The organism is Streptomyces sp. NPDC093111 (assembly GCF_040683955.1).
Lineage (GTDB): Bacteria > Actinomycetota > Actinomycetes > Streptomycetales > Streptomycetaceae > Streptomyces.
The window spans coordinates 57,913-84,175 of the sequence record NZ_JBFBNW010000003.1 but is presented as its reverse complement, the minus strand read 5'-3'; the positions used below and the strand labels follow the sequence as shown (position 1 = coordinate 84,175).

General features: G+C 75.0%; 23 protein-coding genes and 1 riboswitch. Of the genes, 10 read left to right on the top strand and 13 right to left on the bottom strand.

The window, feature by feature from the left end:
* Window positions 1-70: 70 nt before the first annotated feature.
* Entirely contained in the window at window positions 71-1,069 is a 999-nt protein-coding gene (locus tag AB0Q96_RS05195) for a zinc-dependent alcohol dehydrogenase family protein (RefSeq protein WP_365321837.1), read from the bottom strand.
* A 124-nt stretch (window positions 1,070-1,193) separates the two neighbouring features.
* Between AB0Q96_RS05195 and AB0Q96_RS05190 the strand changes: the two genes are divergently transcribed.
* Window positions 1,194-2,108 carry an AraC family transcriptional regulator gene (locus AB0Q96_RS05190; RefSeq protein WP_365321835.1) on the top strand — a complete coding sequence of 305 codons (915 nt, stop codon included), beginning with the start codon at window positions 1,194-1,196 and terminating at the stop codon, window positions 2,106-2,108.
* On the opposite strand, the gene AB0Q96_RS05185 is transcribed toward AB0Q96_RS05190, so the two are convergent.
* Entirely contained in the window at window positions 2,105-3,517 is a 1,413-nt protein-coding gene (locus AB0Q96_RS05185) for an MFS transporter (protein ID WP_365321834.1), read from the bottom strand. The genes AB0Q96_RS05190 and AB0Q96_RS05185 overlap by 4 nt on opposite strands.
* A 70-nt stretch (window positions 3,518-3,587) precedes the next feature.
* Here AB0Q96_RS05185 and AB0Q96_RS05180 point away from each other — a divergent pair, with 70 nt between their 5' ends.
* The 4 genes from AB0Q96_RS05180 (at window position 3,588) to AB0Q96_RS05165 (ending at window position 7,016) form a co-directional block, all read left to right on the top strand.
* On the top strand, window positions 3,588-4,580 hold the full coding sequence (locus tag AB0Q96_RS05180) for a helix-turn-helix domain-containing protein (RefSeq protein WP_365321832.1): 993 nt from the start codon (window positions 3,588-3,590) through the stop codon (window positions 4,578-4,580).
* 6 nt (window positions 4,581-4,586) lie between these two features.
* Window positions 4,587-5,090 (top strand): GNAT family N-acetyltransferase, encoded by a 504-nt coding sequence (locus AB0Q96_RS05175; RefSeq protein ID WP_365321830.1) that lies wholly within the window; start codon window positions 4,587-4,589, stop codon window positions 5,088-5,090.
* Window positions 5,091-5,158: 68 nt separating this feature from the next.
* Window positions 5,159-5,854 (top strand): DsbA family oxidoreductase, encoded by a 696-nt coding sequence (locus AB0Q96_RS05170; RefSeq protein WP_365321828.1) that lies wholly within the window; start codon window positions 5,159-5,161, stop codon window positions 5,852-5,854.
* 106 nt (window positions 5,855-5,960) lie between these two features.
* A complete protein-coding gene (locus tag AB0Q96_RS05165) occupies window positions 5,961-7,016 on the top strand; it encodes an aminotransferase class V-fold PLP-dependent enzyme (protein WP_365321826.1) in 1,056 nt (351 codons plus the stop codon).
* Between the two features lie 138 nt (window positions 7,017-7,154).
* Here the strand turns inward: AB0Q96_RS05165 and AB0Q96_RS05160 are convergent, their stop codons facing one another.
* Complete coding sequence (locus AB0Q96_RS05160; protein ID WP_365322472.1) at window positions 7,155-8,258, bottom strand: aminotransferase class V-fold PLP-dependent enzyme; 1,104 nt, start codon at window positions 8,256-8,258, stop codon at window positions 7,155-7,157.
* Window positions 8,259-8,472: 214 nt separating this feature from the next.
* Here AB0Q96_RS05160 and AB0Q96_RS05155 point away from each other — a divergent pair, with 214 nt between their 5' ends.
* Together AB0Q96_RS05155 and AB0Q96_RS05150 are read left to right on the top strand one after the other, a co-directional pair.
* Entirely contained in the window at window positions 8,473-9,024 is a 552-nt protein-coding gene (locus AB0Q96_RS05155) for an EF-hand domain-containing protein (protein ID WP_365321825.1), read from the top strand.
* Window positions 9,025-9,088: 64 nt separating this feature from the next.
* Complete coding sequence (locus AB0Q96_RS05150) at window positions 9,089-10,183, top strand: amidohydrolase family protein (RefSeq protein WP_365321823.1); 1,095 nt, start codon at window positions 9,089-9,091, stop codon at window positions 10,181-10,183.
* A 4-nt stretch (window positions 10,184-10,187) separates the two neighbouring features.
* Here the strand turns inward: AB0Q96_RS05150 and AB0Q96_RS05145 are convergent, their stop codons facing one another.
* Entirely contained in the window at window positions 10,188-10,751 is a 564-nt protein-coding gene (locus AB0Q96_RS05145; protein WP_365321821.1) for a GNAT family N-acetyltransferase, read from the bottom strand.
* Window positions 10,738-13,002, bottom strand: coding sequence for a penicillin acylase family protein (locus tag AB0Q96_RS05140; protein WP_365321820.1), 2,265 nt, complete (start codon window positions 13,000-13,002; stop codon window positions 10,738-10,740). The genes AB0Q96_RS05145 and AB0Q96_RS05140 overlap by 14 nt, the downstream gene beginning before the upstream one ends.
* A 126-nt stretch (window positions 13,003-13,128) precedes the next feature.
* On the opposite strand from AB0Q96_RS05140, the gene AB0Q96_RS05135 reads away from it, so the two are divergent.
* On the top strand, window positions 13,129-13,893 hold the full coding sequence (locus tag AB0Q96_RS05135) for a siderophore-interacting protein (RefSeq protein WP_365321818.1): 765 nt from the start codon (window positions 13,129-13,131) through the stop codon (window positions 13,891-13,893).
* A 294-nt stretch (window positions 13,894-14,187) separates the two neighbouring features.
* Complete coding sequence (locus tag AB0Q96_RS05130) at window positions 14,188-15,183, top strand: SCO1860 family LAETG-anchored protein (RefSeq protein ID WP_365321816.1); 996 nt, start codon at window positions 14,188-14,190, stop codon at window positions 15,181-15,183.
* Between the two features lie 105 nt (window positions 15,184-15,288).
* Here AB0Q96_RS05130 and cobC read toward each other — a convergent pair whose 3' ends face one another.
* Window positions 15,289-16,872 (bottom strand): Rv2231c family pyridoxal phosphate-dependent protein CobC, encoded by a 1,584-nt coding sequence (cobC, locus tag AB0Q96_RS05125; RefSeq protein ID WP_365321814.1) that lies wholly within the window; start codon window positions 16,870-16,872, stop codon window positions 15,289-15,291.
* Window positions 16,873-16,929: 57 nt separating this feature from the next.
* Here cobC and AB0Q96_RS05120 point away from each other — a divergent pair, with 57 nt between their 5' ends.
* Window positions 16,930-17,658 (top strand): ZIP family metal transporter, encoded by a 729-nt coding sequence (locus AB0Q96_RS05120; protein WP_365321813.1) that lies wholly within the window; start codon window positions 16,930-16,932, stop codon window positions 17,656-17,658.
* A 2-nt stretch (window positions 17,659-17,660) separates the two neighbouring features.
* Here the strand turns inward: AB0Q96_RS05120 and AB0Q96_RS05115 are convergent, their stop codons facing one another.
* The 7 genes from AB0Q96_RS05115 to AB0Q96_RS05085 form a co-directional block, all read right to left on the bottom strand.
* Window positions 17,661-19,013, bottom strand: a complete 1,353-nt coding sequence (locus AB0Q96_RS05115; protein WP_365321812.1) for a cobyrinate a,c-diamide synthase — start codon at window positions 19,011-19,013, stop codon at window positions 17,661-17,663.
* The gene (gene cobO / locus AB0Q96_RS05110; protein WP_365321810.1) at window positions 19,007-19,615 is read right to left on the bottom strand and encodes a cob(I)yrinic acid a,c-diamide adenosyltransferase; all 609 of its coding nucleotides are present in this window, start codon (window positions 19,613-19,615) and stop codon (window positions 19,007-19,009) included. The genes AB0Q96_RS05115 and cobO overlap by 7 nt, the downstream gene beginning before the upstream one ends.
* Window positions 19,615-21,711: a putative cobaltochelatase gene (locus AB0Q96_RS05105; protein ID WP_365321808.1), complete on the bottom strand. Its 2,097-nt coding sequence runs from the start codon at window positions 21,709-21,711 to the stop codon at window positions 19,615-19,617. The genes cobO and AB0Q96_RS05105 overlap by 1 nt, the downstream gene beginning before the upstream one ends.
* 67 nt (window positions 21,712-21,778) lie before the next feature.
* Window positions 21,779-23,287: a cobyric acid synthase gene (locus AB0Q96_RS05100; RefSeq protein ID WP_365321807.1), complete on the bottom strand. Its 1,509-nt coding sequence runs from the start codon at window positions 23,285-23,287 to the stop codon at window positions 21,779-21,781.
* Complete coding sequence (locus tag AB0Q96_RS05095; RefSeq protein WP_365321805.1) at window positions 23,284-24,285, bottom strand: cobalamin biosynthesis protein; 1,002 nt, start codon at window positions 24,283-24,285, stop codon at window positions 23,284-23,286. The genes AB0Q96_RS05100 and AB0Q96_RS05095 overlap by 4 nt, the downstream gene beginning before the upstream one ends.
* Window positions 24,286-24,319: 34 nt before the next feature.
* Window positions 24,320-24,451, bottom strand: a riboswitch (cobalamin riboswitch).
* A gap of 144 nt (window positions 24,452-24,595) precedes the next feature.
* Window positions 24,596-24,817, bottom strand: a complete 222-nt coding sequence (locus AB0Q96_RS05090; RefSeq protein ID WP_365321803.1) for a hypothetical protein — start codon at window positions 24,815-24,817, stop codon at window positions 24,596-24,598.
* Window positions 24,818-24,833: 16 nt separating this feature from the next.
* Complete coding sequence (locus tag AB0Q96_RS05085) at window positions 24,834-26,114, bottom strand: inorganic phosphate transporter (protein ID WP_365321801.1); 1,281 nt, start codon at window positions 26,112-26,114, stop codon at window positions 24,834-24,836.
* Window positions 26,115-26,263: the final 149 nt, after the last annotated feature.

Here is a 26,263-nt window from a genome sequence, read left to right as displayed (position 1 = left end):
GGCTGCCCCGGGGCATGGGGGACTGGAGGCGTGTCGGCCTGTCGGCCTGTCGGTCTGTCGCCCCGGGGTCCTACACCCGCACCACGATCTTCCCGGTGTGGGTGTTGGACTCCATCAGACGGTGCGCGTCCGGGATCGCCGCCAGCCCCTCGAAGGTCTCGGCGATCACCGGCGCCAGCGAGCCGTCGCGCAGCCCCGAGCCGATGAAACCGGCCATCCGGGCCCGCCCCTCGGGCGTCCGCACCACCGCCCCGTTCGCGTAACCCCGCACGGTCAGCGGCCAGTTCAGTGGCACGGCCGCCGGCCGCGGGTCCAGCCACCCGTACAGCACCGCCGTGCCGCCCCGCTCCAGGGCGCCGCCCAGCTCGGCGAAGCCGGGACCGCCGATCGCGTCGAACGCGACCCGGGCACCCCGGCCGCCGGTGTGCCGCCGCACCTCCGCCACCAGGTCCTCGGTGTCGGTGGCGATCACCCGCGCCGCGCCCAGCGCGAGCAGCCGCTCCCGCTTCCCCGCGCCGCGGGTCGTGGCGATCGGCACCGCGCCGATCCGCAGCGCCGTCTGGATGGCCGCCGTGCCGACCCCGCTGGACGCGCCGGTGATCACCACCTCGTCCCCGGGGCGCAGCCCGCCCGCCTCCACCATGCCGCCGTACGCGGTCGAGTACGTCAGCCAGGCCGCCGCCGCCGTCACCGCGTCCACCCCCGTGGGACGCGCCACCACGTACTCCTCCGCCAGCACCACCCGCTCCGCGTACACCCCGTGCACACCGAAGTCGAAGTTGGCCGCCGCCATCACCGCGTCGCCCGGCGCGTACGCCGTGACGCCCTCGCCGACCTCCTCGACCACCCCGGCCGCCTCGTACCCGAGCCGCGAACCGGGCAGCGTCGCCCGGTAGTGGTAGGTGCCCGAACGGAACAGCGCGTCCGCCCGGTTGAGGCCGATCGCCTCCACCCGGATCCGCAGCTCGCCCGGCCCGGGTGCCCGCAGCGGCACCTCCTCGACGGTCAGTACCTCGGGGCCGCCGAGCTCGTGGAACAGAACGGCCCTCGTCATCGTGTCGTCTCCCATGGACCCGACGCTAGAAGCGCCCGGCGGGACGATCCATGTCCCGACGGCTCCCCACCATGTCCGCTCGTCTCGCCCGGCGGACGCGGGGTGCGGGGCGGCGCGGACGCGAGGGTACGGTCCGGGCATGGACGTACTGAGCGATGCCATCGCCGCCATGCGCACCGGCCGGCCGCACTCCTCCCGTACCGTCAGATTCGCCCCCTGGGGGCTGCGTTTCCCCGCCACCAAGGGAGCCGGATTCCACGTCGTGCTCCAGGGTGCCGCCTGGCTGCTGCCGCCCGCCGGCGCGGCGCCCGTCCGGCTCGGCCCCGGCGACGTCGTCCTGCTCGCCCACGGCACCGGACACGGCCTCGCCGACCACCCGGACACCCCGCTCGTCGACGCCGTCCCCGCCCCCGACGGCTCCTGGCCCACCCTCCCGGACCGCGGGCCCGTCGGTGCCGAGGAGACCCTGCTGCTGTGCGGCGCCTACCAGCTGAGCCGGTCCCGCGCCCACCCCCTGCTCACCGGCCTGCCCCCGTACGTCCACATCCCCGCCCGGGTCGGCGCCCACCCCCGGCTGCGCGCCGCCGTCGACCTGCTCGGCGCCGAACTCGCCGAACCCCAGCCGGGCGCCGACACCATCGTCCCCGCCCTCCTCGACACCCTGCTGCTGTACCTGCTGCGCACCTGGTGGCTGGCCGAGCGCGCCGACCGGTCCACCGGCTGGTCCGCCGCGCTCGGCGACCCGGCGGTGGCCGGCGCCCTGCGCGCCCTCCACGACGACCCGGCCCGTGCCTGGACGGTCGAGGAACTCGGCGCCCTCGGCGGCCTGTCGAGGGCCGCGTTCGCCCGCCGCTTCACCGCCCTCGTCGGCCGGCCCCCGCTCGCGTACCTCACCTGGTGGCGCATGACGACCGCCGGCCGTCTGCTGCGCACCGACGACCTGCCCCTGCGGACCGTGGCCCGACGCTCCGGCTACTCCTCGGAGTTCGCCTTCGCCAAGGCATTCAAACGGGAGTACGGGGTGGCCCCGGGCCAGTACCGGAAGGCCGCCTAGGCCCGCCCGCCCGGGCGCCCCGGCAGCCGCAGCGCGCCGAGCGTGGTCAGTGCCAGCAGCGCCGCGCTGATCAGCAGCGAGGTCCGCAGCGCCGCCGCCATGCCCTGGGCGACGAGCGAACCGAAGACCGCGACGGCCAGTGCCCCCGCCGTCTGCCGGATCGCGTTCAGCAGGCCCGCCGCCGTGCCCGCCCGCTCGGCCGGGACCGCCTCCAGCATCGCCGCGATCAGCGGCGGCAGCGAGAAGCCGACCCCCAGCGCCAGCGGCACGAGCAGCAGCGCCTGCGCCGCCCGCGAGGTGTCCGCGTCCACCGTGAGCAGTCCGAGCAGTCCCGCGACGGCGACGGACTGGCCCACCACGACCGGCAGCCTGGGCCCGTACCGCGCCGCCACCTTCGCCGACAGCACGTTCACCCCGGCCAGCAGTCCCGTCATCGGCAGGAACATCAGGCCCGCGCCCAGCGCGTCGAGCCCCATCACCTGCTGGAAGAAGAGGCTGAAGACGAAGACCATCCCGTAGAACGCCACGCTGTTCGCCGAGCCCGCCGTCACGGCCACCGCCACCGTCCGGTCCCGGAACAGGCCCAGCGGCACCATCGGGTGCTCCCGCCGCGTCTCGACCACCAGGAAGGCGGCGAAGGCGACCGCCGCGCCGCCCAGCGCCCACCACCCGGCCGGGCCGCCCTCGATCGCCGCGAACGTCAGCCCGCCGAGCGCCGCCGCCGCCGTCAGCTGGCCCGGCAGGTCCAGCGGCGCGGGCCGCCGCGCCGAGCCCGCGACCCGGGTCAGCAGGGCGAGCGCGACCAGACCGAGCGGCAGGTTGACGAAGAAGATCCCGCGCCAGCTCCACGCCGTGGTCAGCGCGCCGCCCACCACCGGCCCCAGCGCCACCGCGACCGTGGCGCCCGCCGCCCACAGCGACACCGCGCGGGCCCGCCGCACCGGGTCGCCGTACGCCTCGCGCACCAGCGCCAGCGAGGCCGGGAGCATCACCGCGGCCGCCGCGCCCTGCACCGTACGCGCCGCGAGGAGCGTCGGCAGGCCCGGGGCGAGCCCGCAGGCGACGGAGGCCAGCGTGAAGCCGACGACCCCCACGCCGTACGCGCGGCTCGCGCCGATCCGGTCGGCGAGCGCCCCGCTGGACAGCAGCAGCGCGGCGAAGACCAGCGTGTAGGAGTCGACCACCCACTGCAGACCCGTCATCCCGGCCCCCAGATCCGCGCCGATCGCGGGCAGCGCGACGTTGACCACCGAGGTGTCGAGCGTGATGAGCGCGAAGCCCAGCATCGCGGCGACGAGGGCGGCGCCGGGGGAGGCTCCCGGGGCGTCGGAGGCGCCGGGGGCGGCCGGGATGGCAGGGGTGTCAGGGGCGGCGGCGACGGCGGCTTCGGGAAGGTTGGTCGAGGTCATGCGCCCAGCTTGGTGAGCGCGCGGTCCGTAGAGTAGTGGCCCGAATGCCATATGACCGGAGGTTCTGGCCATGCCGTCGTCCCGGGTCCGCCGCGTCGCGGTGATCGCCGCCCCGCCCGCCTCGATGTTCAACCTCGCCATCCCGGAGATGCTGTTCGCCAAGGTCGAGGTCGACGGCGGCCCCGGCTACGAGACGCTCATCTGCGCCCCCGACCCCGGCCCGGTCGCCACCACCGGCGGCCTCGACCTGCACGTCCCGCTGGGCCTCGACGCCACCGACGCGGCCGACACCGTGATCCTGGCCGGCAGCGGCTCGTACACCGACCCCGACCCGCGGATCCTGGACGCGCTGCGCCGGGCCGCCGCCGCGGGCAAGCGGATCGCCTCCATCTGCACCGGCTCCTTCGCGCTGGCCGCCGCCGGGCTCCTGGACGGCCGCGCGGCCACCACGTACTGGGCCTACCGCGAGCAGCTCGCCGAACGGCACCCGACCGTCGACCTCCAGGACGACGTGCTCTTCGTCCAGGACGGCCCGGTGCTCACCTCCTCCGGCTACGCCGCCGGCATCGACCTGTGCCTGCACATCATCCGCACCGACCACGGCGCCGCCGTCGCCAACACCGTGGCCCGGCTCGCCCTCGTCGCGCCGGTGCGGCCCGGCGGACAGACCCAGTTCACCCTCACCCCGCTGCCGCCCGAGCGCGGCGCCTCCTTCGCCCGCACCCGCGCCTGGGCCATGGAGCACCTCGACGAACCGCTCACCCTCACCGACCTGGCCCGGCACGCCGGGGTCTCCGTCCGCACCCTCTCCCGCCGCTTCCACGCCGAGACCGGGGTCAGCCCGCTCCAGTGGCTCCTGCACCAGCGCGTCGAACGCGCCAAGGAACTCCTGGAGACCACCTCCCTGCCCATGGACCAGGTCGCCCGGGCGAGCGGTCTCGGCACGGCCGACTCGCTCCGCCAGCACCTGCTGCGCAGGACCGGCCTGACTCCGAGCGCCTACCGGAGCTCCTTCAACCGGCTGGGCGCGCCCGCAACCGGACCCCTCGCCCCCGCGTCCTGACAGGACATGACCGGAACCGACCCGCACATCCAGTACGCGCTCCCCGCCGACCTGGACGCCATCGCCGCCCTGCACGCCGAGGCCCGCGCGACCTACTACCGCGGCCACCTCCCCGACGCCGACTTCGCGGGCCCCGAGGAACTGGCCCGCTCCCGGGCCGGCTGGGCCGCGGCCATCGACGGCGGGCGGGTGCTCCGGGCCCGCGACGCGGCCGGGGAACTCCTCGGCGTCGCCGCGTACGGGCAGCGGGACGGCACCACCCACCTCACCCAGCTCCACGTCGCCCCCGCCCGCTGGCGCGGCGGCGTCGGCACCGCCCTGCACACCGCCTGCGTCGACGCCTGGCGCGCCGCCGGGGTGCGCACCGCCCGCCTGGAGGTCTTCGAGCCGAACACCCGCGCCCGGGCCTTCTACGCGGCCCGCGGCTGGCTCCCGGACCCCGACACCCCGCGCCACGGGGACCACCTCGTGCTCCGGCTCACACTCGGCCCCGGGCCCGCGGCGGAATGAAACCGGCAGGTCGGGGCGTTCCGCACCATGGACACCCGACCCCGCCCCCGTCTGGAGAGAAACCCACCATGCGCGTCGAGATCTGGAGCGACATCGCCTGCCCCTGGTGCTACATCGGCAAGGCCCGCTTCGAGAAGGGGCTCGCCGCCTTCGCCCACCGGGACGACGTCGAGGTCGTGCACCGCTCCTTCGAGCTCGACCCGAACAGCCCCAAGGGCGACACCGCGCCCGTCCTGGAGATGCTGGCCACGAAGTACGGCCGCACCCTCGACGAGGCCCGCGCCATGGAGGCCCACGTCGCCTCCAACGCCCACTCCGAGGGCCTGGGCTACCGCACCGAGGGCCGCGACCACGGCAACACCTTCGACATCCACCGCCTGCTGCACCTGGCGAAGGAGCGCGGCCGGCAGAGCGAGCTCCTCGACCTCGCCTACCGGGCGAACTTCGCCGAGGAGCGCTCGGTCTTCATCCCCGACACCCTGGTCGCCCTCGGCGTCGAGGCCGGTCTCGACGAGGCCGAGGTCCGCGCGGTGCTCGCCGACGACTCCGCCTACGCCGACGCGGTCCGCGCGGACGAGCGCGAGGCCGCCGAACTCGGCGCGAACAGCGTGCCGTTCTTCGTCCTCGACCGGAAGTACGGGGTCTCCGGCGGGCAGCCCGCCGAGGTCTTCACCCAGGCCCTTGAGCAGGCCTGGCAGGGCCGCACCCTCCAGCCCGTCGGCGGCGACGCCGCGGCCTGCGACGTCGACGGCGGCACCTGCTGACCACCCCCGGGGCGCCCGTCGGCTGACCGACGCATAAGCGCCACTTGGAGATTCCCCATGATCTATGTCAATTGACGGGAGATCGTGGGGAATCCAGGGTGGGGGCATGGACATTCTGGAGCCCCTGGGCGGAGCCGAGTTCGCCCCCAAGCAGACCTATCTGAACACCTCCGCCTGCGCCCTGCTGCCCCGCCGGACGGTCGAGGCCGTCACCCTCCTCGCCGAGGAGACCGCGGCCGGGCGCCCCGACGGCGCCGGCAGTTTCGACCTCGTCGACGAGGCGCGGGCCTCGTTCGCGCGGATCGCGCACATCGGCGCCGACCGGGTCGCGGTCGGCAGCTCGGTCTCCGTCCACGTCGGCATGGTGGCGCAGTCCATGCCGTCCGGGGCCGAGATCCTGTTCCCCGAGGGCGACTTCTCCTCCGTCAGCACCCCCTTCACCATCCGGGGCGACCTGAAGCTCCGTTACGTCCCCCTGGAGCGGCTCGCGGAGTCGGTGCGGCCCGGGACCGCCCTCGTCGCGTTCTCCGCCGTGCAGTCGGCGGACGGCCGGACCGCCGACTTCGCCGCGATCCGCGCCGCGGCCGCCGCGCACGGCGCCCGCACCCTCCTCGACGCCACCCAGTCGGCGGGCTGGCTGCCGCTGTACGCCGCGGACTGGGACTTCACCGTCGCCGGCGGCTACAAGTACCTGCTCTGCCCGCGCGGCGCGTCCTTCCTCACCGTCACCGAGGAGGCCCAGGACGCGCTGCTGCCGATCCACGCGGGCTGGGTCACCGGCGAGGAGCTGTGGGTCAACAGCTACGGCCCGGTGCGCGAACTGGCCCGCTCGGCCCGCCGGTTCGACGAGCCCGCGGCCTTCCTCTCGTACCACGGCGCGGCCCGCTCGCTCGCCCTCCTGGAGGAGGTCGGCATCGAGCGCATCGAGGCCCACAACAAGGCCCTCGCCGCCCGCTTCCGGGCCGGCCTGACCGAGCTCGGCCACGCCCCCGTCGCCGACGAGTCGACCGTCGTCGGCGTCCCGGGCCTCGGCGACCGCGCCGACGCCCTGCGCGAGGCGGGCGTCCTCCTCTCGGCCCGCGCGGGCAACCTGCGGGCCTCCTTCCACCTCTACAACTCCTCGGCGGACGTGGAGCGGGCCCTGGAGGTCATCGCGGGCTGACCCCGCGCCGTACGGGTACGCGTACGGGTACGGGTACGCGTACGGGGAAACGCCGAGGGGCCGCCGGGGGACGCGGACGTACGCGCCCCTCGACGGCCCCTGGTGGCAGAGCAGGGCCACCCGGTCACACCGGGCGCGTCAGCGCCCCCACGCCTCCGTGACCGCGCGGCGGGCGCCTTCCAGGTCCACCGTGCGGCCCGTCTCCGCGAGGGCCGCGCCGAGGGCCGCGAGGGAGGACTGGACGGCGCCCGGGGTCGCGTCCACCCCGTAGTGGTTGACCCGGATCATCTCCTTGGCGAGCGCCCCGCCGCCCGCGATCAGCGGCAGCGACGGGTCCGCGGCCAGCGCCTTCGCCACCAGCTCGGAGGCGTCGACGCCGGCGGGGGAGCGCAGCGTCGTGGCGACCGGGGCCGCGTCCCGCGCCTCGTGCACGTACGGCTCCAGGCCGCCGCCCAGCGCCAGCGCACCCGCGCGGGTGGCCGCCGCGGCGGAGGCGTGCCGGGCCATCAGCGGGTCCAGGCCCTCCGCCTCGATCCGCTCCAGGCAGGCTTCCAGGGCCAGCATCTCCAGCTGCGCCGGGGCGTGCAGCAGCGCCTTGCGGCCGCCGTCGATCCACCGCTCCTTCCAGTCCAGGAGGGAGAGGTACGAGCGGCGCGGCGCCTGCGGATTGGCGGCGAACCGCTCCCACGCCCGCGCGCTCACCGACACCGCCGAGACGCCCGCCGGGCCGCCCATCGCCTTCTGCGCGCCGATGATGCACATGTCGACGCCCCACTCGTCCGGGAGCACCGGCTCGGCGCCGATCGAGGCCACCGCGTCCAGGTAGAACAGCGCGCCGTGGGCCCGTACGACCTCGCCGATCTCCGCGACCGGGTTGGTGTTGCCGGTCGCCGCCTCCGCGTGCACCAGGGACACGAAGTCGATCTCCGGATGCTCGGCGAAGGCCCGCGCCACCTGCTCGGCGGTCACCGCGGTGTGGAACGGCACCTCCAGGTCGACGACCGTCGCGCCGCAGTCGCGCAGCCAGTTGCCGAAGGTCTGCCCGTACGGCCCCGTGACGATGTTCAGCGCGGTCGAGCCCGGCCGCGCGCCGCTGCGGATGCAGCCCTCCAGAGGCAGCAGCGCCTCGCCCTGGGTGATCACCACGTCCTGCTCGGTGCGGAGCAGCGCGGCGACCCGCCGCTCGATCGACGCGAAGTGCGCGGCGGTCAGCGGGGCCAGGTCCAGAAGCGGATGGGTCACGGTCACGGAAGTGCCTTCTTCGGAGTCGAATGGGTGTCGCATACATCGGGATCGAGCTGGTGCCAGCGTAAGCGGTGCGGCCGTCGCCGCGGCCGGGCGCTCCCGTGCGCCGTGATCACCGGATCGAGTGGGTTAGGGACTGTTCGATACCGGTCCGCCCGGCCCCGCCCCCATGCTGGGCTCGCTCGCGACAAGATCACGGAAGGACGGGTCCATGACCACCACCTCGCAGGACGTCATCACCGCCAAGCTGGAGCGCGCCTTCGACACCGTGGACGCCGACGGCGACGGGCAGCTGGAATGGGCGGACTACCGGGCGGTCGCCGACCGCTACGCCACGGCGTACCGGCTGGACGCGGAGGACCGCCGGTCCAGGGCGCTCCGGAACGTCTTCCAGATGTTCTGGCTGGAGCTGCTGCGCCACTCGGGCGTGGCCGGCGACCGGCTCACGAAGGACCAGTTCGTCGCCGCCAGCCGCCGCGCGGCGATCGACAGCAGCCGGATCAACGTCACCGACGCCATCGCCCACTCGATCTTCGACGTGGTGGACGTCGACGGCGACAACGAGGTCAGCGAGGACGAGTTCGCCCGTGCGCTGACCGACGTGTGGAAGGTCGCCGCACCCGACGCGATGGACGCGTTCCACAGGATGGACGCCGACGGGGACGGCGTGATCTCGCGCCCGGAGTTCCTGCGCGCCATGCGCGAGTACTTCTTCTCGGACGACCCGGAGGCCCCGGGCAGCCTCTTCTTCGGGCGCGTCTGACCGGCGGCCCCACAAGACCGGGACGCACGACCGGGGGGTCGACCGGCGCCCGTAGAGTGCCCGTATGAGCGATCACGTGGTGCTGCATGTGAAGGGGCGGGTGCTCGTCGGCCCGGAGGACGTACGGGACGAACTGTGGTGCGTCGACGGGCGGATCACCTTCGAGCGCCCCGGCGCCCTGGCCGGCGAGGCCCTGACCGTCGCGGGCTGGGCGCTGCCCGGCCTGGTCGACGCCCACTGCCACGTGGGGCTCGACAAGCACGGCCCGGTCGACGAGGCCACCGCCGAGAAGCAGGCGCTCACCGACCGGGACGCCGGCACGCTGCTCGTCCGCGACGCCGGCTCGCCCTCCGACACCCGGTGGATCGACGCCCGCGAGGACCTGCCGAAGATCATCCGGGCGGGCCGGCACATCGCCCGCACCCGCCGCTACATCCGCAACTACGCCCACGAGATCGAGCCCGACGAACTGGTCGCGTACGTCGGACGCGAGGCGCGGCGCGGTGACGGCTGGGTCAAGCTGGTCGGCGACTGGATCGACCGCGACCTCGGCGACCTGGCGCCGTCCTGGCCGCGCGCCGAGGTCGAGGCGGCCATCGCCGAGGCGCACCGGCTCGGCGCCCGCGTCACCGCGCACTGCTTCGCCGAGGACTCCCTGCGCGACCTGGTCGAGGCGGGCATCGACTGCGTGGAGCACGCCACCGGGCTCACCGAGGAGACCATCCCGCTCTTCGCCGAACGGGGCGTCGCCATCGTCCCGACCCTGGTCAACATCGCGACCTTCCCGCACCTCGCGGACGGCGGCGAGGAGAAGTTCCCGCGCTGGTCGGCGCACATGCGCCGGCTCCACGAGCGCCGGTACGACACGGTCCGCGCCGCCTGGGACGCCGGGGTGCCGGTCTTCGTCGGCACCGACGCGGGCGGCTCGCTGGCGCACGGCCTGGTCGCCGCGGAGGTCGAGGAGCTGACGAAGGCGGGCATCCCCGCCCTCGACGCGCTCTCCGCGACGGCCTGGGGCGCCCGCGCCTGGCTGGGCCGCCCCTCCCTGGAGGAGGGCGCCCCGGCCGACCTCGTCGTCTACGCCGAGGACCCGCGCGCCGACGTCCGCGCGCTGGCGGCGCCCCGGCGCGTGATCGTCAACGGACGGGTCGTCGGCTGAGCGGTCAGGCCCCCGTGTAGAAGACCAGCCGGGCCCGCTTCTCCGGGATGAACACCTCCGGCAGGTCCACCTCCGGGAGCGTGATCTCGGGGCCCAGCTCGAAGCCGCTGCGCGCGAGCCGGGCGAGCACCTTCTCGTTGGCGGCGTCCGGCTCGCCCACGATCCGGGTGCGGTCGGTCAGCGCGAAGTCGAGCAGGACGCCGAACAGGCGCTCGGTGAAGCCCCGTTCCGGCGCGGCCGCGGGGGCGACGAACAGATGCACGCCGATGTCGCCCGGCTGCGACGCGTAGCACTCGGAGATCCGGTCGGCCTCGGGGTCGTACGTCTGGAAGATGCCGACCGGCACCTCGTCCCGGTGCACCAGGAAGCCGTGGTGGGTGCTGAGGGAGTCGAGGTGCGCGTAGATCTCCCGCACCTGCTCGACGCTCGTGCCGTTCATGCCCCAGAAGCGGCCGCGCTCCTCGTTCACCCAGCGGTGGATGAGCTCGGCGTGCCGCTCGGGGTCGATGCGGTCGACCCGGACGGTGCCGAAGCCCTCGACGGTCCGGACGTACTCAGTTCTGCTCATGCTCTTCCTTCACGAGGTCGTTCCAGTCGGTGACGACCGGGGCGAGGCCGCCCCGCAGCCACAGGGGCAGCTGGTCATGGTGGTGCGGGTCGCCGGGCACCCCCGAGGCGCCGAACGGCACGACCCACAGGCTGCGTTCGCGGTCGGCCAGGTCCCAGACGTAGCGGGCGGCCGAGGCACGGGCGGCCCGGTCGGTGAAGCCGGGGACGGAGGACGTCGACAGGACGCAGTCGTGGTCACCGGCGAGCCCGGGCCACGCGGCGTCGGGGGCGCGCTCCTCGTCCGGCAGGGCCTGCCAGGGCGCCAGCCGGTGCGTCACGCCCCACGCGGGAGGCGCGTCGGCCGCCCCGGTCTCCTCCAGGGAGGCGCGCACGATCCCGCGGACGTCCCCGGCCGGTACGGGCCCGCCGACGAGCAGCGTCTCCAGCGCGAAGGCCACCCGCGGGCCCAGCGCCAGCCAGGGCCGGAACAGTTCGGGGTACGGGGCGGGCGTCCGCAGCTCCGTGAACGCCTCGTGCGCCGCGAGCCGGCGCACGACCGCCCCGCGCACCGCCGCGTACAGGGCGGCGTCCGTGCTGTCGGCGTCCATCCGCCGGTCCCAGCCGAGGAGCGTGCCGCGCACGTCCCGGGCGGCGGGGGAGAGGGTCGCCGCGTCGAGGTCCCGTACGGCGTCGAGCAGTCGGCGGGAGGAGGGGTTGTCGGTGTCGGTGTGGACTGCGCCCATCGCGGCCGGCGTCCAGGTCTTCGAGGCGTCGAGCAGCGCGGTGATCCGCTCGGCGCGGTGCGGCGGCGCGAACTCGACGCCCAGCGGCCCGGCGAGGCCGCGCGCGTTGGCCATCACGGCCCGCTCCCCGACCTCGGCGCGGGGCGTGGCCGCGGCCTCGCCCGTCCAGGCGTGCGCGGCCTCCCAGGCGGGCACCACCCGCAGCGAGTTGAGCCGGTCGCGCACGGGCACGTACCCGGCGACCCGGTGCAGCAGCCCGCCGTCGACGTCGGCCGCCTGCACGACGTTCACCGGCTCGATCCAGCGGTCGAGCGCCCGGTCCACGTCCCCGACGTCCCGCGCCCGCAGCAGCGCGGGCAGCGCGGCGAACCCCGACTCGCCGGTGACGCGGGGCGGGTAGCGCAGACTGACGGCCTCCCAGGTGGAGACGCCGGTCGTGTCGTTCGTGTCGTTCGTGCCCGGGGCGCCGGTCCCGCCGTCCGCGCCGGTCGTGCTCGGGGCGCCGCCGGTCTCTCCGGTCCCGCCGTCCGCTCCGGTCCCGCCGTCCGCTCCGGTCCCGCCGTCCGCTCCGGTCGCGTCGTCCGTGCCCGGGGCGGCTCCGCCTCCGCCGTTCCCCTCGTCCGCGCCGATGATCACCGGACCCCGCGCGGTCTCGATCACCTCGATCGCGACCGGTGCCGCGCCCGCGACCCGGATCGTCTCGGTGTGCGCCGTCGCGGGCTCCCAGCCGTCCGGGCCGAGGGCCTCGACGCGCCCGTCGGGGTGGCGGCGCAGGCGCTCGCGGTAGAGGTCCTGGTAGTCGGCCATCGCGTTGGTGATGGCCCAGGCGACGCGGCCGGTGTGCCCGAAGTGGGCGAGGCCGGGGACGCCCGGTACGGCGAGGCCGAGGACGTCGTGCTCGGGGCAGGAGAGCCGGATCTGCTGGTAGACGCCGGGCGCCTCGATGAAGCGGTGCGGGTCGCCCGCCACGATCGCCGCGCCGCTCGCGGTCCGGGTGCCGGAGACGACCCAGCCGTTGGAGCCCGCGGTGCCGGGGCCGTCCGTCGCGAACAGCTCCGTCCACTCCTCGCCGAGCCGGCGCGCGACCTGGTCGCGCCACAGCTTGGTGGGGAAACCGGCGAACAGGATGTGGGTGGAGAGCCACACGGCGAGCGGCGTCCAGGGCTCCCAGTGCCCCGGCTCCAGGCCGGTCGCGGCGAACTCCGGGGCTCGCCGGGCGCCTTCCGCGAGGCCCTCGTTGACCCCGTCCACGTACGCCCGCACCCAGGCCGCCGTCTCCGCGTCCAGCCGGTCGTGGCAGCGGCGGGCGGTGTCGGCGAGCCTGGCCTGCCGCACGAAGGCGTCCCAGCCGGTCTCCGCCGCGCCGAGGAAGGCGGCGGTGGTGCCCTGGGCCCGGTGCCGTTCGACTTCCAGCTGCCAGGCGCGGTCCCGCGCGGTCACCCGACCCTGGGCGCGGGCCAGTTCGCGCGGACCGTCGGCGCGCAGGTGCGGGATGCCGTAGGGGTCCCGGTAGACCTCGGTGCTCACTGCGTTCGGCCCCGATCCGATCGTCGTTTCTTAGGTTAGGCTGACCTAAATTAATCTACAGGACCGGCGGGACCGACGGGGCCGCGAGGCTCACGAAGCCGCTCGGTCGACAGGGGAGGGGTCGGAGTGGGTCGCACGGGCCACGGCTGGGAGGGCGTCGTCCTCAAGCTGTTCCGGGGCAGGGACTTCACGTTCACGGTGACCGGCGCCGAGCAGGTGACCGAGCACTACCGCCGGGTGCGCTTCACCGACGGCGGACTGCTCGCCGCCGCGGGGGCGCACCCCACCATGTGGGTGCGGCTCTGGTTCGAGCGGGCGGGCAAACCCCACCAGCGCGCCTACACCCTCGTCGACCCGGACCCCGAAGCGGGCACCTTCAGCCTGGAGTTCGCCCTCCACGACGGCGTCGCCAGTCAGTGGGCCCGGACCTGCGCCCCCGGCGACACCGTCGAGGCCACCCTCCAGGGCACCGGCTTCACCGCGCCCGAACCGGCCCCCGGCCGCCTCCTCCTGATCGGCGACGCCGCCTCGCTGCCCGCCGTGAACTCCCTCCTCGACGCCTTCCCCGGCACCCCCGCCACCCTCTGGTTCGAGACCACCCACGCCTCCGACGAGGCGCTCCCGATGCGCCTCGACCCCGACCGGCACGAGCTCCGCCGGGTGCCGCGCGAGGACGCCGGGGCCGCCCTGGTCGCCCGGGTCCGCGAGGAGCTGCCCGCGCTCGCGGCCGGCGCCCCCGACCCGTACGTCTGGATCGCCTGCGACACCGCGACCACCCGCACCCTTGCCTCCTGGGCGCGCAAGGAGCTCGGCCTGCCCAAGGAGCGGGTGCACGCGCTCGGCTACTGGCGGCCCCAGCGGGAGCGGACCGGGGAGCTCGCGGCCGGTTGACGATCCGTTACCTCCGCTCGGTACGGATCGTTGAAGCACCTCACGTCGACGCGCCGCACGCGCCCCCGCGCCCCGCGCACACCGCGACGCGCGGGGCCCGCGGGAACGCCTGTGTCGAAAGATTCGAATATGGGCACGGAAACCACCCTTTGGAGTGAACTCACTCCAGGTGTCTGCCAGTTCACCCACAGTGCGTAAAGATTCCGGTGTCTCGAGTCGCCGCTGCCGCACCGACCCACAGTCCCCGTGGCGAGCGGCCGGCGACGCCATGTCTCTCGTGGGGGTTCCACCGTCTTGAACAGCAACACCTTCCGCATGCCCGTACGCCGTTCCGCCGCAGCCGCCACCGTCGCCGCACTCGCGGTCGGGCCCGTGCTCCTCGTGGCCCCGGCGGCCCACGCCACGGGCGGCGAGGGCGCCGAGGGGCACGCCACCGCCGTCGTCCTGCGCGCCGGACTCGACGTGAACCTGCTCAACAAGGCCGTGAGCGTGCCGCTGCGCGCCTCCCTCAACGAGGTCGAGGCCCCGGCCAGCGCCCGGCGGACCGCCCTCACCGTGCAGGTGAAGGGCGCGGAGAACAACAAGCCGGTCGACGTCCTGCGCGCCGATGTCGCCACCTCCGAGGCGACCGTCCGGGGGAACACCGCGAAGGGCTACGTCAACCTCGTCAAGGCGCGGGTCCACGTCCCCGGACTCCCGCTGCTCTCCCTCGTCGAGGTCGAGAAGGTCACCTCCAAGGCCGTCTGCGAGGCCGGCAAGCGCCCGGTCGCCGAGTCCAACCTGCTCGGCCACATCACCGTCCTCGGCAAGAAGACCACCCTGTCGACCGGTGGCCGGACGAAGGTGAGCGTGCCCGGCGTCGGCGAGGTCGTCCTCGACCTCTCCCGCACCTCCACCACCTCCCGCACCGCCGCCGCCACCGCCCTGGAGCTGAAGGTCACGGTCAACCCGCTCAACCTCAACGTCGCCGAGGTCGGCGGCACGATCACCCTCGCCGAGGCCACCTGCGCCACCCCGGCCGGGAGCAAGCCGACCGAGCGGCCCACCGAGCGCCCGAGCGAGCAGCCCTCGCAGCAGCCGTCCGAGCAGCCCTCGCAGCAGCCCTCCACCCCGCCCAGCCACGACACCGGCGTGAAGACGAACAACGGCGGCACCACCCCCACCGAGAACCTCGCCGAGACCGGAGGCAGCTCCATGACGCCGTACCTGGCCGGCGGCGCCCTCCTGCTCCTCGGCGTGGGCGGCGGCTCGATGCTGCTCGCCCGCGGACGCGCCCGCGCCCGCGGCTGACCGCCCCGCGCCCGACCGCCCGAGGGGGTCCGGCCCGAGGGGGCCAAGGGGACGCCGGGGGCGGTGCCGCAGGTGCGGCACCGCCCCCGGCGAGGGTCCCGCCGCTCAGCCCAGCATCAACAGCGCCTGGTCCAGGGCCTGGAGGAAGCGGTTCGTCGTCGCCCGGTCCCGCACCGCGAGCCGCAGCCAGTTCCGGTCGAGCCCCGGGAAGGTGTCCCCGCGCCGCGCCGCGAACCCGAGCCCCCGCAGCCGTTCCCGCACCGCGTCCGCGCCCTCGATCCGCACCAGCACGAACGGGCCCTCCGCCGCCTCGACCACCCGCACCTCGTCGAACTCAGCGAGCCCCGCCAGCAGATGCGCCCGCTCCCGGCCGATCCGGTGAGCCGCCTCCTCCGCCTCCGCGAGCGCGGCCCGCGCCATGCACGCCTCCGCCGCCACCAGCGCCGGCGTCGACACCGGCCACAGCGGCTGCACGCGCTCCAGCGCGGCGATCGTCTCCGGCTCCGCCAGCACATAGCCGATCCGCAGCCCCGCCAGACCCCAGGTCTTCGTCAGGCTCCGCAGCACCACCAGACCCGGCACGTCCGTCCGCCCGGCCAGCGACTCCCGCTCGCCCGGCACCGCGTCCATGAACGCCTCGTCGACCACCAGCGTCCGCCCGGGCCGGGCCAGCGCCGCGATCGCCTCCGCCGGATGCAGCACCGACGTCGGGTTGGTCGGATTGCCGATCACCACCAGATCGGCCTCCTCCGGCACCGCCGCCGGATCCAGCCGAAAACCGTCCTCCTCGCGCAGCAGCACCCGCGCCACCTCGTGCCCGGCGTCCCGCAGCGCCGCCTCCGGCTCGGTGAACTGCGGATGCACCACGACCGGCCGCCGCGCCGGCAGCGCCCGCGCCAGAAGCACGAACGCCTCCGCCGCGCCCGCCGTCAGCAGCACCCGCCGGGCCGGCAGATCGTGCCGCTCGGCCACCGCCGCCCGCGCCACCCGCCCGTCGGGGTAGGCGGCCAGACCGGTCAGGGAGCCCGCGATCCGCTCCCGCAGCCACTCCGGCGGCGTGTTCGTCCGGACGTTGACCGCGAGGTCGATCAGCTTCTCGTCCCGGACCTCTGCGTCGCCGTGGTGACGTAGATCGTGTGCATCAGCATGAGTGTGGATGTCCATGGCCGCCGTCGTGTGGGGGGTGGGGGTGGGGATGGTGCGCGTGGGGATGCTGCCTGTGGGGGATGAGCCGGGCTCGCCTGCGATGTACCCGTGGCCCCGACCCAACAACCGTACGGCTAAGGCATCTTCGTTCGGCGGACCCACCTCATCCGGCCACCCCGCGACGGAACGCGCGACCGCGCACGTCACGCTCCGCGTCCGCCGCTTCGGCACCACCAGCACCGCCCCCGGCCCCGCCGCCCGCAGCGCCGCCGCCTCCGCCACGGACGCCGTCCCCGTCGCGGCCAGCGCCCGCCCCGAAGGATGCGGTACGGGCACCCCGGCCAGCTCCTCGCTCCGGAACGCCCGCACCGGCACCCCCAGCCGCGCCGCCGCCCCCACGACCCCCGGCTCCACGGCCCGCGCCTCCAGCGTCGCGAGCGCGCCCACGGCACCGCCGTCGAGCCCCGCCTCGCGCAGCGCCGACCCGATCAGCCCCAGCACCTCCGCCGCCCCGGCCCCGGACCGGGCCCCGACCCCCACCACGACCCGGACCCCCGCTTCGAGGTGCGCGGACGCGCCGCCATCGGATAGCAAAGGCCCATGGCTGTAGTCGTCGCGCTCGGCGCGTTCCTGATGACGCTGTTCGGCGGATGGACCGCCCAGCGCGTCACCGACCGGCGCCACCTCGTCCTCGGCCTCGCCGGCGGCCTCATGCTCGGCGTCGTCGGACTCGACCTGCTCCCCGAGGCCATGGACGCCGCCGGCCAGAAGGTCTTCGGCGTCCCCCAGGCCCTGCTGCTCTTCGTCGGCGGCTTCCTCCTCGCCCACGTGATGGAACGTCTCCTCGCGGTCCGCAGCGCCGCGCACGGCGCCGAGCCGGGGGAGCGGACCCCGCAGGTCGGACTCACGGCCGCCGCCGCGATGGTCGGACACAGCCTCATGGACGGCATCGCCCTCGGCGCCGCCTTCCAGGTCGGCGGCGGCATGGGCGCGACCGTCGCGCTCGCCGTCATCACCCACGACTTCGCCGACGGCTTCAACACGTACACGATCACCAGCCTGTACGGGAACGCCCGCCGCAAGGCCGTCGCCATGCTCGTCGCCGACGCGGTCGCCCCGCTCGTCGGCGCCGCCTCCACCCTGCTGTTCACCCTTCCGGAGGAACTGCTCGGCAGCTATCTCGGCTTCTTCGGCGGCGCCCTGCTCTACCTCGCCGCCGCCGAGATCCTGCCCGAGGCCCACCACGACCACCCCGCCCTCACCACCCTGCTGTGCACGGTGGCCGGCGTGGCCTTCATCTGGCTCGTGGTGGGCCTGTCCGGCGGCTGAGCTCACGCGCAGTGCTCCACGAAACGCGCGGCCGCGCCCGGGGCCCCCGCCCAGTGCGTGTGCACATAGCTCGCGTGCACCCCGCCCTGCACGAAGCCCTCCACCCGGCGCTCCGGCTGCCGCAGCCCCCAGGCCGCGAGCGCCCCGGCACCCGGCTCGATCACCGTGCGGTGGAACTCGTGCCCCCGCATCCGGGTCCCCGCCGCCGCCAACACGCTGTCGCTCACGGCGACCGCGTCCCGGTACCCCAGCGTCAGCCGCTCCGACATGCGCGCGTCGGCGTCGAGCACCCCGCACATCGGCCGCCCGTCCAGCGACCGCGCCAGGTACAGCAGCCCGGCGCACTCCGCCGCGACCGGCGCACCCGAGGCGGCGAGCTCGGCGACGGCCTTCCGCAACGGCTCGTTCGCCGACAGCTGCTCGCCGTACATCTCGGGGAACCCGCCCCCTATGACGAGCCCGCGCGTCCCCTCGGGCAGCGCCTCGTCCCGCAGCGGGTCGAAGGTGACCACCTCGGCCCCGGCGGCCGTCAGGAGCTCGGCGTGCTCGGCGTACGAGAAGGTGAAGGCCGCGCCACCGGCGACGGCGACGACCGGGCGCGCGGCCGAACCGCCGGCCTCCGGCCGGTCGACCGGCTCGGGCACCCACGGCGCGTCGTGCAGCTCCGGCGCGCTCCGCGCCAGCGCGAGCAGGGCCTCCAGGTCGCACCCGGCCCGCACCTGCTCCGCCTGCGCCGCCACCGCCTCCACGGCCGCGGCCTGCCGCTCGGCGACCGGCACCAGACCCAGGTGCCGCGAGGGCGTCGCCACGGCGGGCGCCCGCCGCAGCACCCCGAGCACCGGTACGCCCGACTCCTCCAGCGCCTCCCGCAGCAGCAGCTCGTGCCGGTCGGTCGCGACCTTGTTGAGGATCACGCCGCCCAGCCGCACCCGCGGGTCCCAGGACGCGAAGCCGTGCACCAGCGCGGCCACCGACCGGGACTGCGAGGAGGCGTCCACGACGAGCACCACCGGCGCCCGCAGCAGCTTCGCCACCTGCGCGGTGGAGGCCAGCTCGCCCTGCCCGGCGGCACCGTCGTACAGCCCCATCACGCCCTCGACGACCGCCAGGTCGCAGCCCCGCGCGCCGTGCGCGAAGAGCGGCGCGATCAGCTCCGTACCGCACATGTACGCGTCGAGGTTGCGCCCCGGGCGGCCGGTGGCCAGCGCGTGGTAGCCCGGGTCGATGTAGTCCGGTCCGACCTTGTGCGGGGAGACCGCGAGACCACGGCCGGCGAACGCGGCCATCAGGCCGGTCGCGACCGTGGTCTTGCCCGCGCCCGAGGAGGGCGCGGCGATGACGAGACGTGCTACCACTCGATGCCCCGCTGGCCCTTCTGACCCGCGTCCATCGGGTGCTTCACCTTCGACATGTCGGTCACGAGGTCCGCGAAGTCCACGAGCTCCTGCGGGGCGTTGCGGCCGGTGATGACGACGTGCTGCTGACCGGGACGGTCCCGCAGCACCTCGACGACCTCCTTGACGTCGATCCAGCCCCAGTGCAGCAGGTACGCGAACTCGTCGAGGACGTAGAACCGGTACTTCTCCTCGGCGAGGTCCCGCTTGACCTGCTCCCAGCCCTCCCGGGCCTTCTCCTCGTGCGACTGCTCGCCCTCGGCGACCTCGCGCTGGATCCAGGACCAGCCCTCGCCCATCTTGTTCCAGGTGACCGTGCCGCCCTTGCCGGTCTCACCGAGCGCCTTGAGGGCGTTCTCCTCGCCGACCTTCCACTTGGCGGACTTGACGAACTGGAACACCCCGATCGGCCACCCCTGGTTCCAGGCGCGCAGCGCCATGCCGAACGCGGCGGTCGACTTCCCCTTGCCGACGCCCGTGTGCACCATCACGAGTGCGCGGTTGCGGCGTTGGCGGGTGGTGAGACCGTCGTCGGGAACGACGGTCGGCTGTCCCTGTGGCATCAGGCGGCCCTCCTGGCAGAGCGGTTGTCCTGTACGTCCCTCACGTCCCTGACGAGACCCGCGATCGCGTCCGCGCGCAGCTCGTCCAGGGTGACGGCGGTGCCGCCGAGTTCACGGGCGAGGTTCCCGGCGAGGCCCAGCCGCACCGGTCCCGTCTCGCAGTCCACGACGACGCTCGCCGTGCCGTCGGCGGCGTGCAGCCGCGCGGCGCGGGCGGCCAGCGCCAGCGGATCGGCGCCGCCGCCGGTCGCGCGGCCGTCGGTGACGACCACGAGCAGCGGGCGGCGCGAGGGGTCCCTCAGGCGCTCGATCCGCAGCACGTCGTGCGCCTTGAGCAGCCCGGCCGACAGCGGCGTACGGCCGCCCGTCGGGAGCTGTTCGAGCCGGGTGGCGGCCGCGTCCACCGACGAGGTCGGCGGCAGCGCGAGCTCCGCGTCCCGGCCCCGGAAGGTGATCAGACCGACCTTGTCGCGCCGCTGGTAGGCGTCGAGCAGCAGCGACAGCACGGCGCCCTTCACCGCGCCCATCCGCTGCCGGGCCGCCATCGAACCGGAGGCGTCCACGGCGAACAGCACCAGGTTGCCCTCCCGGCCCTCGCGGGTCGCCTGCCGCAGGTCGTCCCGGCGCACCACCAGACCGGGGCCGCTGCGCCCGCGCGCCTTCTGGTGCGGGGCGGCGGCGTGCACGGTGGCGGCCAGGTGCAGCTTGGTCAGCGCGCCCCGGGGGCGGGTGGCGCCGGTGGTGCGGCCGTGCTCGGTGCGGGCCCGGGAGCGGCGCCCGGCGGCGCCCTCGCCGAGGCCGGGCACGCTCAGCATCTTCGTACGGAACGGCTCGGCGGCCCGGACGGCGGCGCGCTCACCCGAGCCGGAGCCGGAGCCGGAGCCGCTGTTCTGCGGCGCGGGGGAGGGGGCAGGGGCGGGGGACTCCTCGGGGGCCGGGGCCTCCTCGGGCGCGGCGCCGTCGTTCTCGGGCGCGGGCCCGTCGCCCTGCGGCGGGATCCCGCCTCCGCCACCGCCTCCGCCGGGACCGCCGTCGCCCGGACCGTCCGGGCCGTCGGGCTCCGGGTCGGGGTCCGGCTCGTCCTCGCCCTTGAACTGCTCCAGCGTCTCGTCCAGCTTGTCCTCGTCGAGCCCGGGGGCGTCGAAGGGCGCGCGCCGCCGCCGGTGCGGAAGGGCCAGCAGCGCGGCCTGTCGCACGTCCTCCGACGTGACCTCGGTCCGCCCCGCCCACGCGGCGAGCGCGGTCGCGGTCCGGGCCATCACGATGTCGGCGCGCATGCCGTCCACCTCGAACGCGGCGCAGGTCGCGGCGATCTGGAGGAGCACCGCGTCACCGAGCGCCACCTTCGGCAGCAACTCCCGCGCGGCGACGATCCGTTCGCGCAGCGCCGCCTCCTCGCCGGCCCAGCGGGCGGCGAACGCGGCCGGGTCGTCCTCGAAGGCGAGCCGCCGCCGGACCACCTCGACCCGCTGCTCGGGAACCCGGGAGGCGGCGACCTCCACGGTCAGCCCGAACCGGTCGAGCAACTGCGGCCGCAGTTCGCCCTCTTCGGGGTTCATGGTGCCGACCAGCAGGAACCGCGCGGCGTGCCGTACGGAGACGCCTTCGCGCTCGACGTGCGACTGCCCCATGGCGGCGGCGTCGAGCAGGAGGTCGATCAAGTGGTCGTGCAGGAGGTTGACCTCGTCGACGTAGAGGATCCCTCGATGCGCGGCGGCGAGCAGTCCGGGCTCGAAGGCCTTCACGCCCTCGGCGAGCGCCCGCTCGATGTCGAGGGCGCCGACGAGCCGGTCCTCGGACGCGCCGACCGGCAGCTCGACCATCCGCGCGGGCCGCGCGTCGGCCGCCCCGGCGCCGTGCGGCCCGTCCGGGCAGCCCGGGTCGGGTGCGGCCGGGTCACAGCTGAAGCGGCAGTCCGCGACGACGGCCACCGACGGCAGCAGCTCGGCGAGTGCCCGCACGGCGGTGGACTTCGCGGTGCCCTTCTCGCCGCGCACGAGGACGCCACCCACCGCCGGGCTGACCGAGTTCAGCAGCAGCGCGAGCCGCAGATCGTCCATGCCGACGACGGCGGTGAACGGATAGCGGGTGCTCATCGGGTGATCACTCCTTCGAGTCGTACGCGGGTCGGGGCGGGCGGGAAAGACGGTGCGGGCGCGGCGTTCACGGCGCCCCCGGCGGCACGAACGGCAGTCCCGTCGGGGCGCCCTCCTCGATGAGCCGCAGCAGCGCGTCCGTGTCGGCGTGCTCCTCGATCAGGTCGCCCAGCCGGTCCAGCTGCTCCTCGCGGAGCGCGCCGAACGAGGTGTCCGGGGCCGGGACGAAGCGGCGGCCGGCCGCGGCGGCGACCTCGCGCAGGAAGGCGCGGCGGAAGCCGTCGCTCTCCAGCGAGCCGTGCCAGTGGGTGCCCCAGACCGCGCCGACCCGGCAGCCGTCGAGGAAGGGCTCGCCGCCCTCGACGGTGGCGACGCCGTGGTGGATCTCGTACCCCTCGACGCGCTCGCCGAGCGCCTCGCCGACCGGCCGGGCCAGGGTCTTCTCGACCCCGAAGCGGATCCGTACGGGCAGCAGCCCGAGCCCGTCGACCACGCCGGCCCGCGACTCGACCTCGTCCTCGATCCGTTCGCCGAGCGCCTGGAAGCCGCCGCAGACGCCGAGCACCGGACGTCCCTCGGCGGCGCGCCGGGCCAGCGCGTCGGCCAGGCCGCGTTCCCGCAGCCAGGCGAGGGCCTTCACGGTGCCGCGGGTGCCGGGGACGACCACCAGGTCCGCGTCGACGAGCTCCTCGGGCCGGTCCACGAACCGGACCACCACGCCCGGCTCGGCGGCCAGCGCGTCCACGTCGGTGAAGTTGGACATCAGGGGGACGGCGCAGACGGCGACCCGCAGCACGTCGGCGCCGACCGGCGGCGCCACCACGGACTCGCGGACGGTGCCGCGCAGCGACACCCGCAGCCCGTCCTCCTCGTCGATGCCGAGCCCGTGCGCGTACGGCAGGACACCGAGGGTGCGGCGCCCGGTGAGGCCGTGGAGCATGTCGAGGCCGGGCTCCAGGAGCGTCACGTCGCCGCGGAACTTGTTCACCAGGTACCCGGCGACGAGCGCCTGGTCCTCGGGGGCGAGCAGGGCCGTCGTCCCGAAGAACTGGGCGAACACCCCGCCCCGGTCGATGTCGCCGACGACCACGACGGGCAGCCGCGCGGCCCGCGCGATGCCCATGTTCACGATGTCCGTGCGCCGCAGGTTGATCTCGGCCGGGCTGCCCGCCCCCTCGCAGATCACGGCGTCATACGTGCCCCGCAGTTCCTCCAGGCACGCCATCACGGGCTCGAAGAGCGTCGCCTGCCGTCCGCCGTGGTAGCCGCGGGCGCTCATCTCGCCGACCGGCTTCCCCATGAGGACGACCTGGCTGGAGCGGTCGGAGCCGGGCTTCAGGAGCACCGGGTTCATCAGCGCGGTGGGCTCGACGCGGGCGGCCTGCGCCTGCATGGCCTGGGCGCGGCCGATCTCGGCGCCCTCCCGGGTCACGAAGGAGTTCAGGGACATGTTCTGCCCCTTGAACGGCGCGACCTTGATCCCCTGCCGGACCAGCCAGCGGCAGATGCCGGCCGTGACGACGCTCTTGCCCGCGTCGGACGTGGTGCCGGCGACCAGCAGCCCCCCACCCCTCATGCGTTCCTCCGCTTCAGCGCGCTCGCGATCATCCGGCCGCCGACGCAGGCGGCCAGGGTCAGTCCGGTGACCCGGCGGGACAGGCGTACCGCCCGGTCGATGTCGGCGACCTCGACGGGCCGCCCCGCCCCGTTGAGGACGGGCCGGTGCTCGATCCGCCCGCCGTACGCCAGCGTCCCGCCGAGCCGTACGCCGAGCGCGCCCGCGAAGGACGCCTCCACGGGGCCCGCGTTGGGGCTGGGGTGCTGGGCCGCGTCGGCGCGCCAGGCCCGGGCGGCGCCGCCCGGGTTCCCGCCGGCGACGGTGGCGAGGACGGCGGTGAGCCGGGCGCCGGGCCAGCCGGCGAGGTCGTCGAGCCGGGCCGAGGCCCAGCCGAAGCGCCGGTACGTCGGCGACTTGTGGCCGACCATCGCGTCCAGGGTGTTGACCGCCCGGAAGCCGACCAGGCCGGGCACGCCCGCGACGGCGCCCCAGAACAGGGCGCCCACGACGGCGTCGGAGGTGTTCTCGGCGACCGACTCGACGACCGCGCGGGCCATCGCGGGACCGTCCAGGGAGTGCGGGTCGCGTCCGCACAGGTGCGGCAGGCGCTCCCGGGCGACCTCCAGGTCCCCGGCCGCGAGCGCCCCGCCGATCGCACGGGCCTCGCGGCCCAGGGTCGTGCCGCCGACGACGGCCCACACGGAGGCGGCGGTCAGGGCGACGGTGGCGGTGCGGCTGCCCCGTACCGTACGGGCGGCCAGCGCGCCGAGGGCCACGGTGGAGCCGGCGCAGACGGCGGTGTGCAGGGCGCCCCAGCCGCGGTGGTCGCGCAGCAGGCGCTTCTCGACGGCGCCGGCGGCCCGGCCGAAGGCGGCGACGGGATGGCCGCGGCGGGGGTCGCCCGCGAGCAGGTCGACGGCGAGGCCGGCGGCCGCTCCGTACGCGAAGACGGTGGTGGCACGGGTGACGCCGGAGGCGCCGGTGGTACCGGGAAGGCTGAGGCCGCGGCCGGGCATGGCGCTCTGTCCTCACTCAGGGTCCGCGCCCTGGATCGACGTGACCGGCGGCGAGAGTTCCTGACTCCCGGCCCCGGGGGGCCGGTCACAGTGGCGGGACCGCGCCGGATTCGCACCGGACTTCCTCTACTGCCGCCGTAATGGCCCCGGCAGTCCACCACGCTGCGCGAACAGCCGTCAACTCACCCTTGACCTGCGTCGGGTCACTGTGCGGAGCGCCACAGACACGAGGGCCGGGCGGCCCGCACCCGATGGTGCGGACCGCCCGGCCCTCGTGCTCGTCGCCTCGGACGACGCGCGGTGGAGCGCGTCAGATGACGATCAGGTAGATGCCGTAGGCCACGGCTGCCGCGCACAGGGCGAAGCAGGCGTAGGCGCCCGTGCGGGCCAGGCCGGCGGAGCCGCCGTTCGCGGCCGCCTCCTCCTGCTTGGAGAGGCCCATGACACCGAGGGTGAAGAGGCCCACCAGGGCGACGGTCGCCACGAGGCTGACTCCGAAGACGGAGCCGAGGGCTGCCCAGTCGATCTTCATGCTTGGTTCCAGTTCCTTAGACCGCGGCGGCGGGGGCCGGGGGAGCGGCCGGGTCCGTGGGGCCCGGGGTGGGGATGGTGGTCTTCAGGCCCGTGTCCGTGACGGCGGCGACGGAGCCGGCCGCCGGCGGCGGGGTGACGGCCGCGATGGCGGTGGTCACGACGCCCGCGGGCTCGGCGGGGGCGTCGAGGTCGTCGGCCGTGACGTTGTTGTGGTCGACCGGCTTGCGGCGGGAGAGCGACCAGATGACCCCGGAGCCGGCGACCAGGAGGACCGCGACGGCGCCGATGCCCCAGGGGCCCTGCTTGGTGAGGAACTCGGCGCCGGCGCCGACCAGGGCCGCGGCGGGCAGGGTCAGACCCCAGGCGACGAACATCCGGGTGGCGGTCGACCAGCGGACGACACCGCCCTTGCGGCCGAGGCCGGCGCCCATCACGGCACCCGAGCAGGACTGGGTGGTGGAGAGCGAGAAGCCCAGGTGCGAGGAGGCCAGGATGACCGTGGCGGCGCTGGTCTGGGCGGCGAAGCCCTGCTGCGGCTGGAGGTCGGTGAGGCCCTTGCCCATGGTGCGGATGATGCGCCAGCCGCCGAGGTAGGTGCCGAGCGCGATCGCGATGCCCGCGGCGACGATGACCCACATCGGGGGGTTGGAGCCGGGGGCGAGGACGCCGCCGGTGACCAGGGCGAGGGTGATGATGCCCATCGTCTTCTGGGCGTCGTTGGTGCCGTGGGCGAGCGAGACGAGACCGGCGGAGGCGATCTGGCCGGCCCGGTAGCCCTTGGCGGTGGCCTTCGTCCCGGTGTTCGACTTCGCGCCGAGGCGGTACGTCAGGCGGGTGGCGACCATCGCGGCCAGACCGGCGACGATCGGCGCGGCGACGGCGGGGATCAGGACCTTGGTGACGATGGTCGGGCCGTTGACCGCGCCCCAGCCCGCCGACATCACGGCGGCGCCGATCAGGCCGCCGAACAGGGCGTGGGAGGAGCTGGACGGCAGACCGAGCAGCCAGGTCAGCAGGTTCCACAGGATGGCGCCGACGAGCGCCGCGAAGATCACTTCTGTACGAATGCCCTCTTCGTTGATGATCCCGCCGGAGATCGTCTTGGCGACCTCCACGGACAGGAACGCGCCGACGAGGTTCAGCACGGCGGACATGGCCACCGCCGTCTTGGGCTTGAGAGCACCGGTCGAGATGGTCGTCGCCATCGCGTTGGCGGTGTCGTGGAAACCGTTCGTGAAATCGAACACGAGAGCTGTCACGACCACAATCGCGAGCAGCAGCGTGATGTGTTCCATTTACCCAGGCAATCGTTTGACGTCAGTGGCTCGTCGAACGTACGCAACCTGGGTGAACGGAAGATGAACTGGGTCGGGCTGTGTGGTGTCCCCAACCGGGGTCCCGGCATTCCGTTTCCGCCTCCGGTTCCGCCCCGGATCCCTCCCGG

Bases quoted from the DNA above. Each gene is read 5' to 3' on its own strand.
- AB0Q96_RS05105 (WP_365321808.1), bottom strand. From the start codon at position 21,711: ATGAGCACCCGCTATCCGTTCACCGCCGTCGTCGGCATGGACGATCTG.
- AB0Q96_RS05120 (WP_365321813.1), top strand. From the start codon at position 16,930: ATGGCTGTAGTCGTCGCGCTCGGCGCGTTCCTGATGACGCTGTTCGGC.
- AB0Q96_RS05150 (WP_365321823.1), top strand. From the start codon at position 9,089: ATGAGCGATCACGTGGTGCTGCATGTGAAGGGGCGGGTGCTCGTCGGC.
- AB0Q96_RS05090 (WP_365321803.1), bottom strand. From the start codon at position 24,817: ATGAAGATCGACTGGGCAGCCCTCGGCTCCGTCTTCGGAGTCAGCCTC.
- AB0Q96_RS05185 (WP_365321834.1), bottom strand. From the start codon at position 3,517: ATGACCTCGACCAACCTTCCCGAAGCCGCCGTCGCCGCCGCCCCTGAC.
- AB0Q96_RS05175 (WP_365321830.1), top strand. From the start codon at position 4,587: ATGACCGGAACCGACCCGCACATCCAGTACGCGCTCCCCGCCGACCTG.
- AB0Q96_RS05085 (WP_365321801.1), bottom strand. From the start codon at position 26,114: ATGGAACACATCACGCTGCTGCTCGCGATTGTGGTCGTGACAGCTCTC.
- AB0Q96_RS05165 (WP_365321826.1), top strand. From the start codon at position 5,961: ATGGACATTCTGGAGCCCCTGGGCGGAGCCGAGTTCGCCCCCAAGCAG.
- AB0Q96_RS05190 (WP_365321835.1), top strand. From the start codon at position 1,194: ATGGACGTACTGAGCGATGCCATCGCCGCCATGCGCACCGGCCGGCCG.
- AB0Q96_RS05195 (WP_365321837.1), bottom strand. From the start codon at position 1,069: ATGGGAGACGACACGATGACGAGGGCCGTTCTGTTCCACGAGCTCGGC.
- AB0Q96_RS05095 (WP_365321805.1), bottom strand. From the start codon at position 24,285: ATGCCCGGCCGCGGCCTCAGCCTTCCCGGTACCACCGGCGCCTCCGGC.
- AB0Q96_RS05180 (WP_365321832.1), top strand. From the start codon at position 3,588: ATGCCGTCGTCCCGGGTCCGCCGCGTCGCGGTGATCGCCGCCCCGCCC.
- cobO (WP_365321810.1), bottom strand. From the start codon at position 19,615: ATGCCACAGGGACAGCCGACCGTCGTTCCCGACGACGGTCTCACCACC.
- AB0Q96_RS05170 (WP_365321828.1), top strand. From the start codon at position 5,159: ATGCGCGTCGAGATCTGGAGCGACATCGCCTGCCCCTGGTGCTACATC.
- AB0Q96_RS05100 (WP_365321807.1), bottom strand. From the start codon at position 23,287: ATGAGGGGTGGGGGGCTGCTGGTCGCCGGCACCACGTCCGACGCGGGC.
- AB0Q96_RS05155 (WP_365321825.1), top strand. From the start codon at position 8,473: ATGACCACCACCTCGCAGGACGTCATCACCGCCAAGCTGGAGCGCGCC.
- AB0Q96_RS05145 (WP_365321821.1), bottom strand. From the start codon at position 10,751: ATGAGCAGAACTGAGTACGTCCGGACCGTCGAGGGCTTCGGCACCGTC.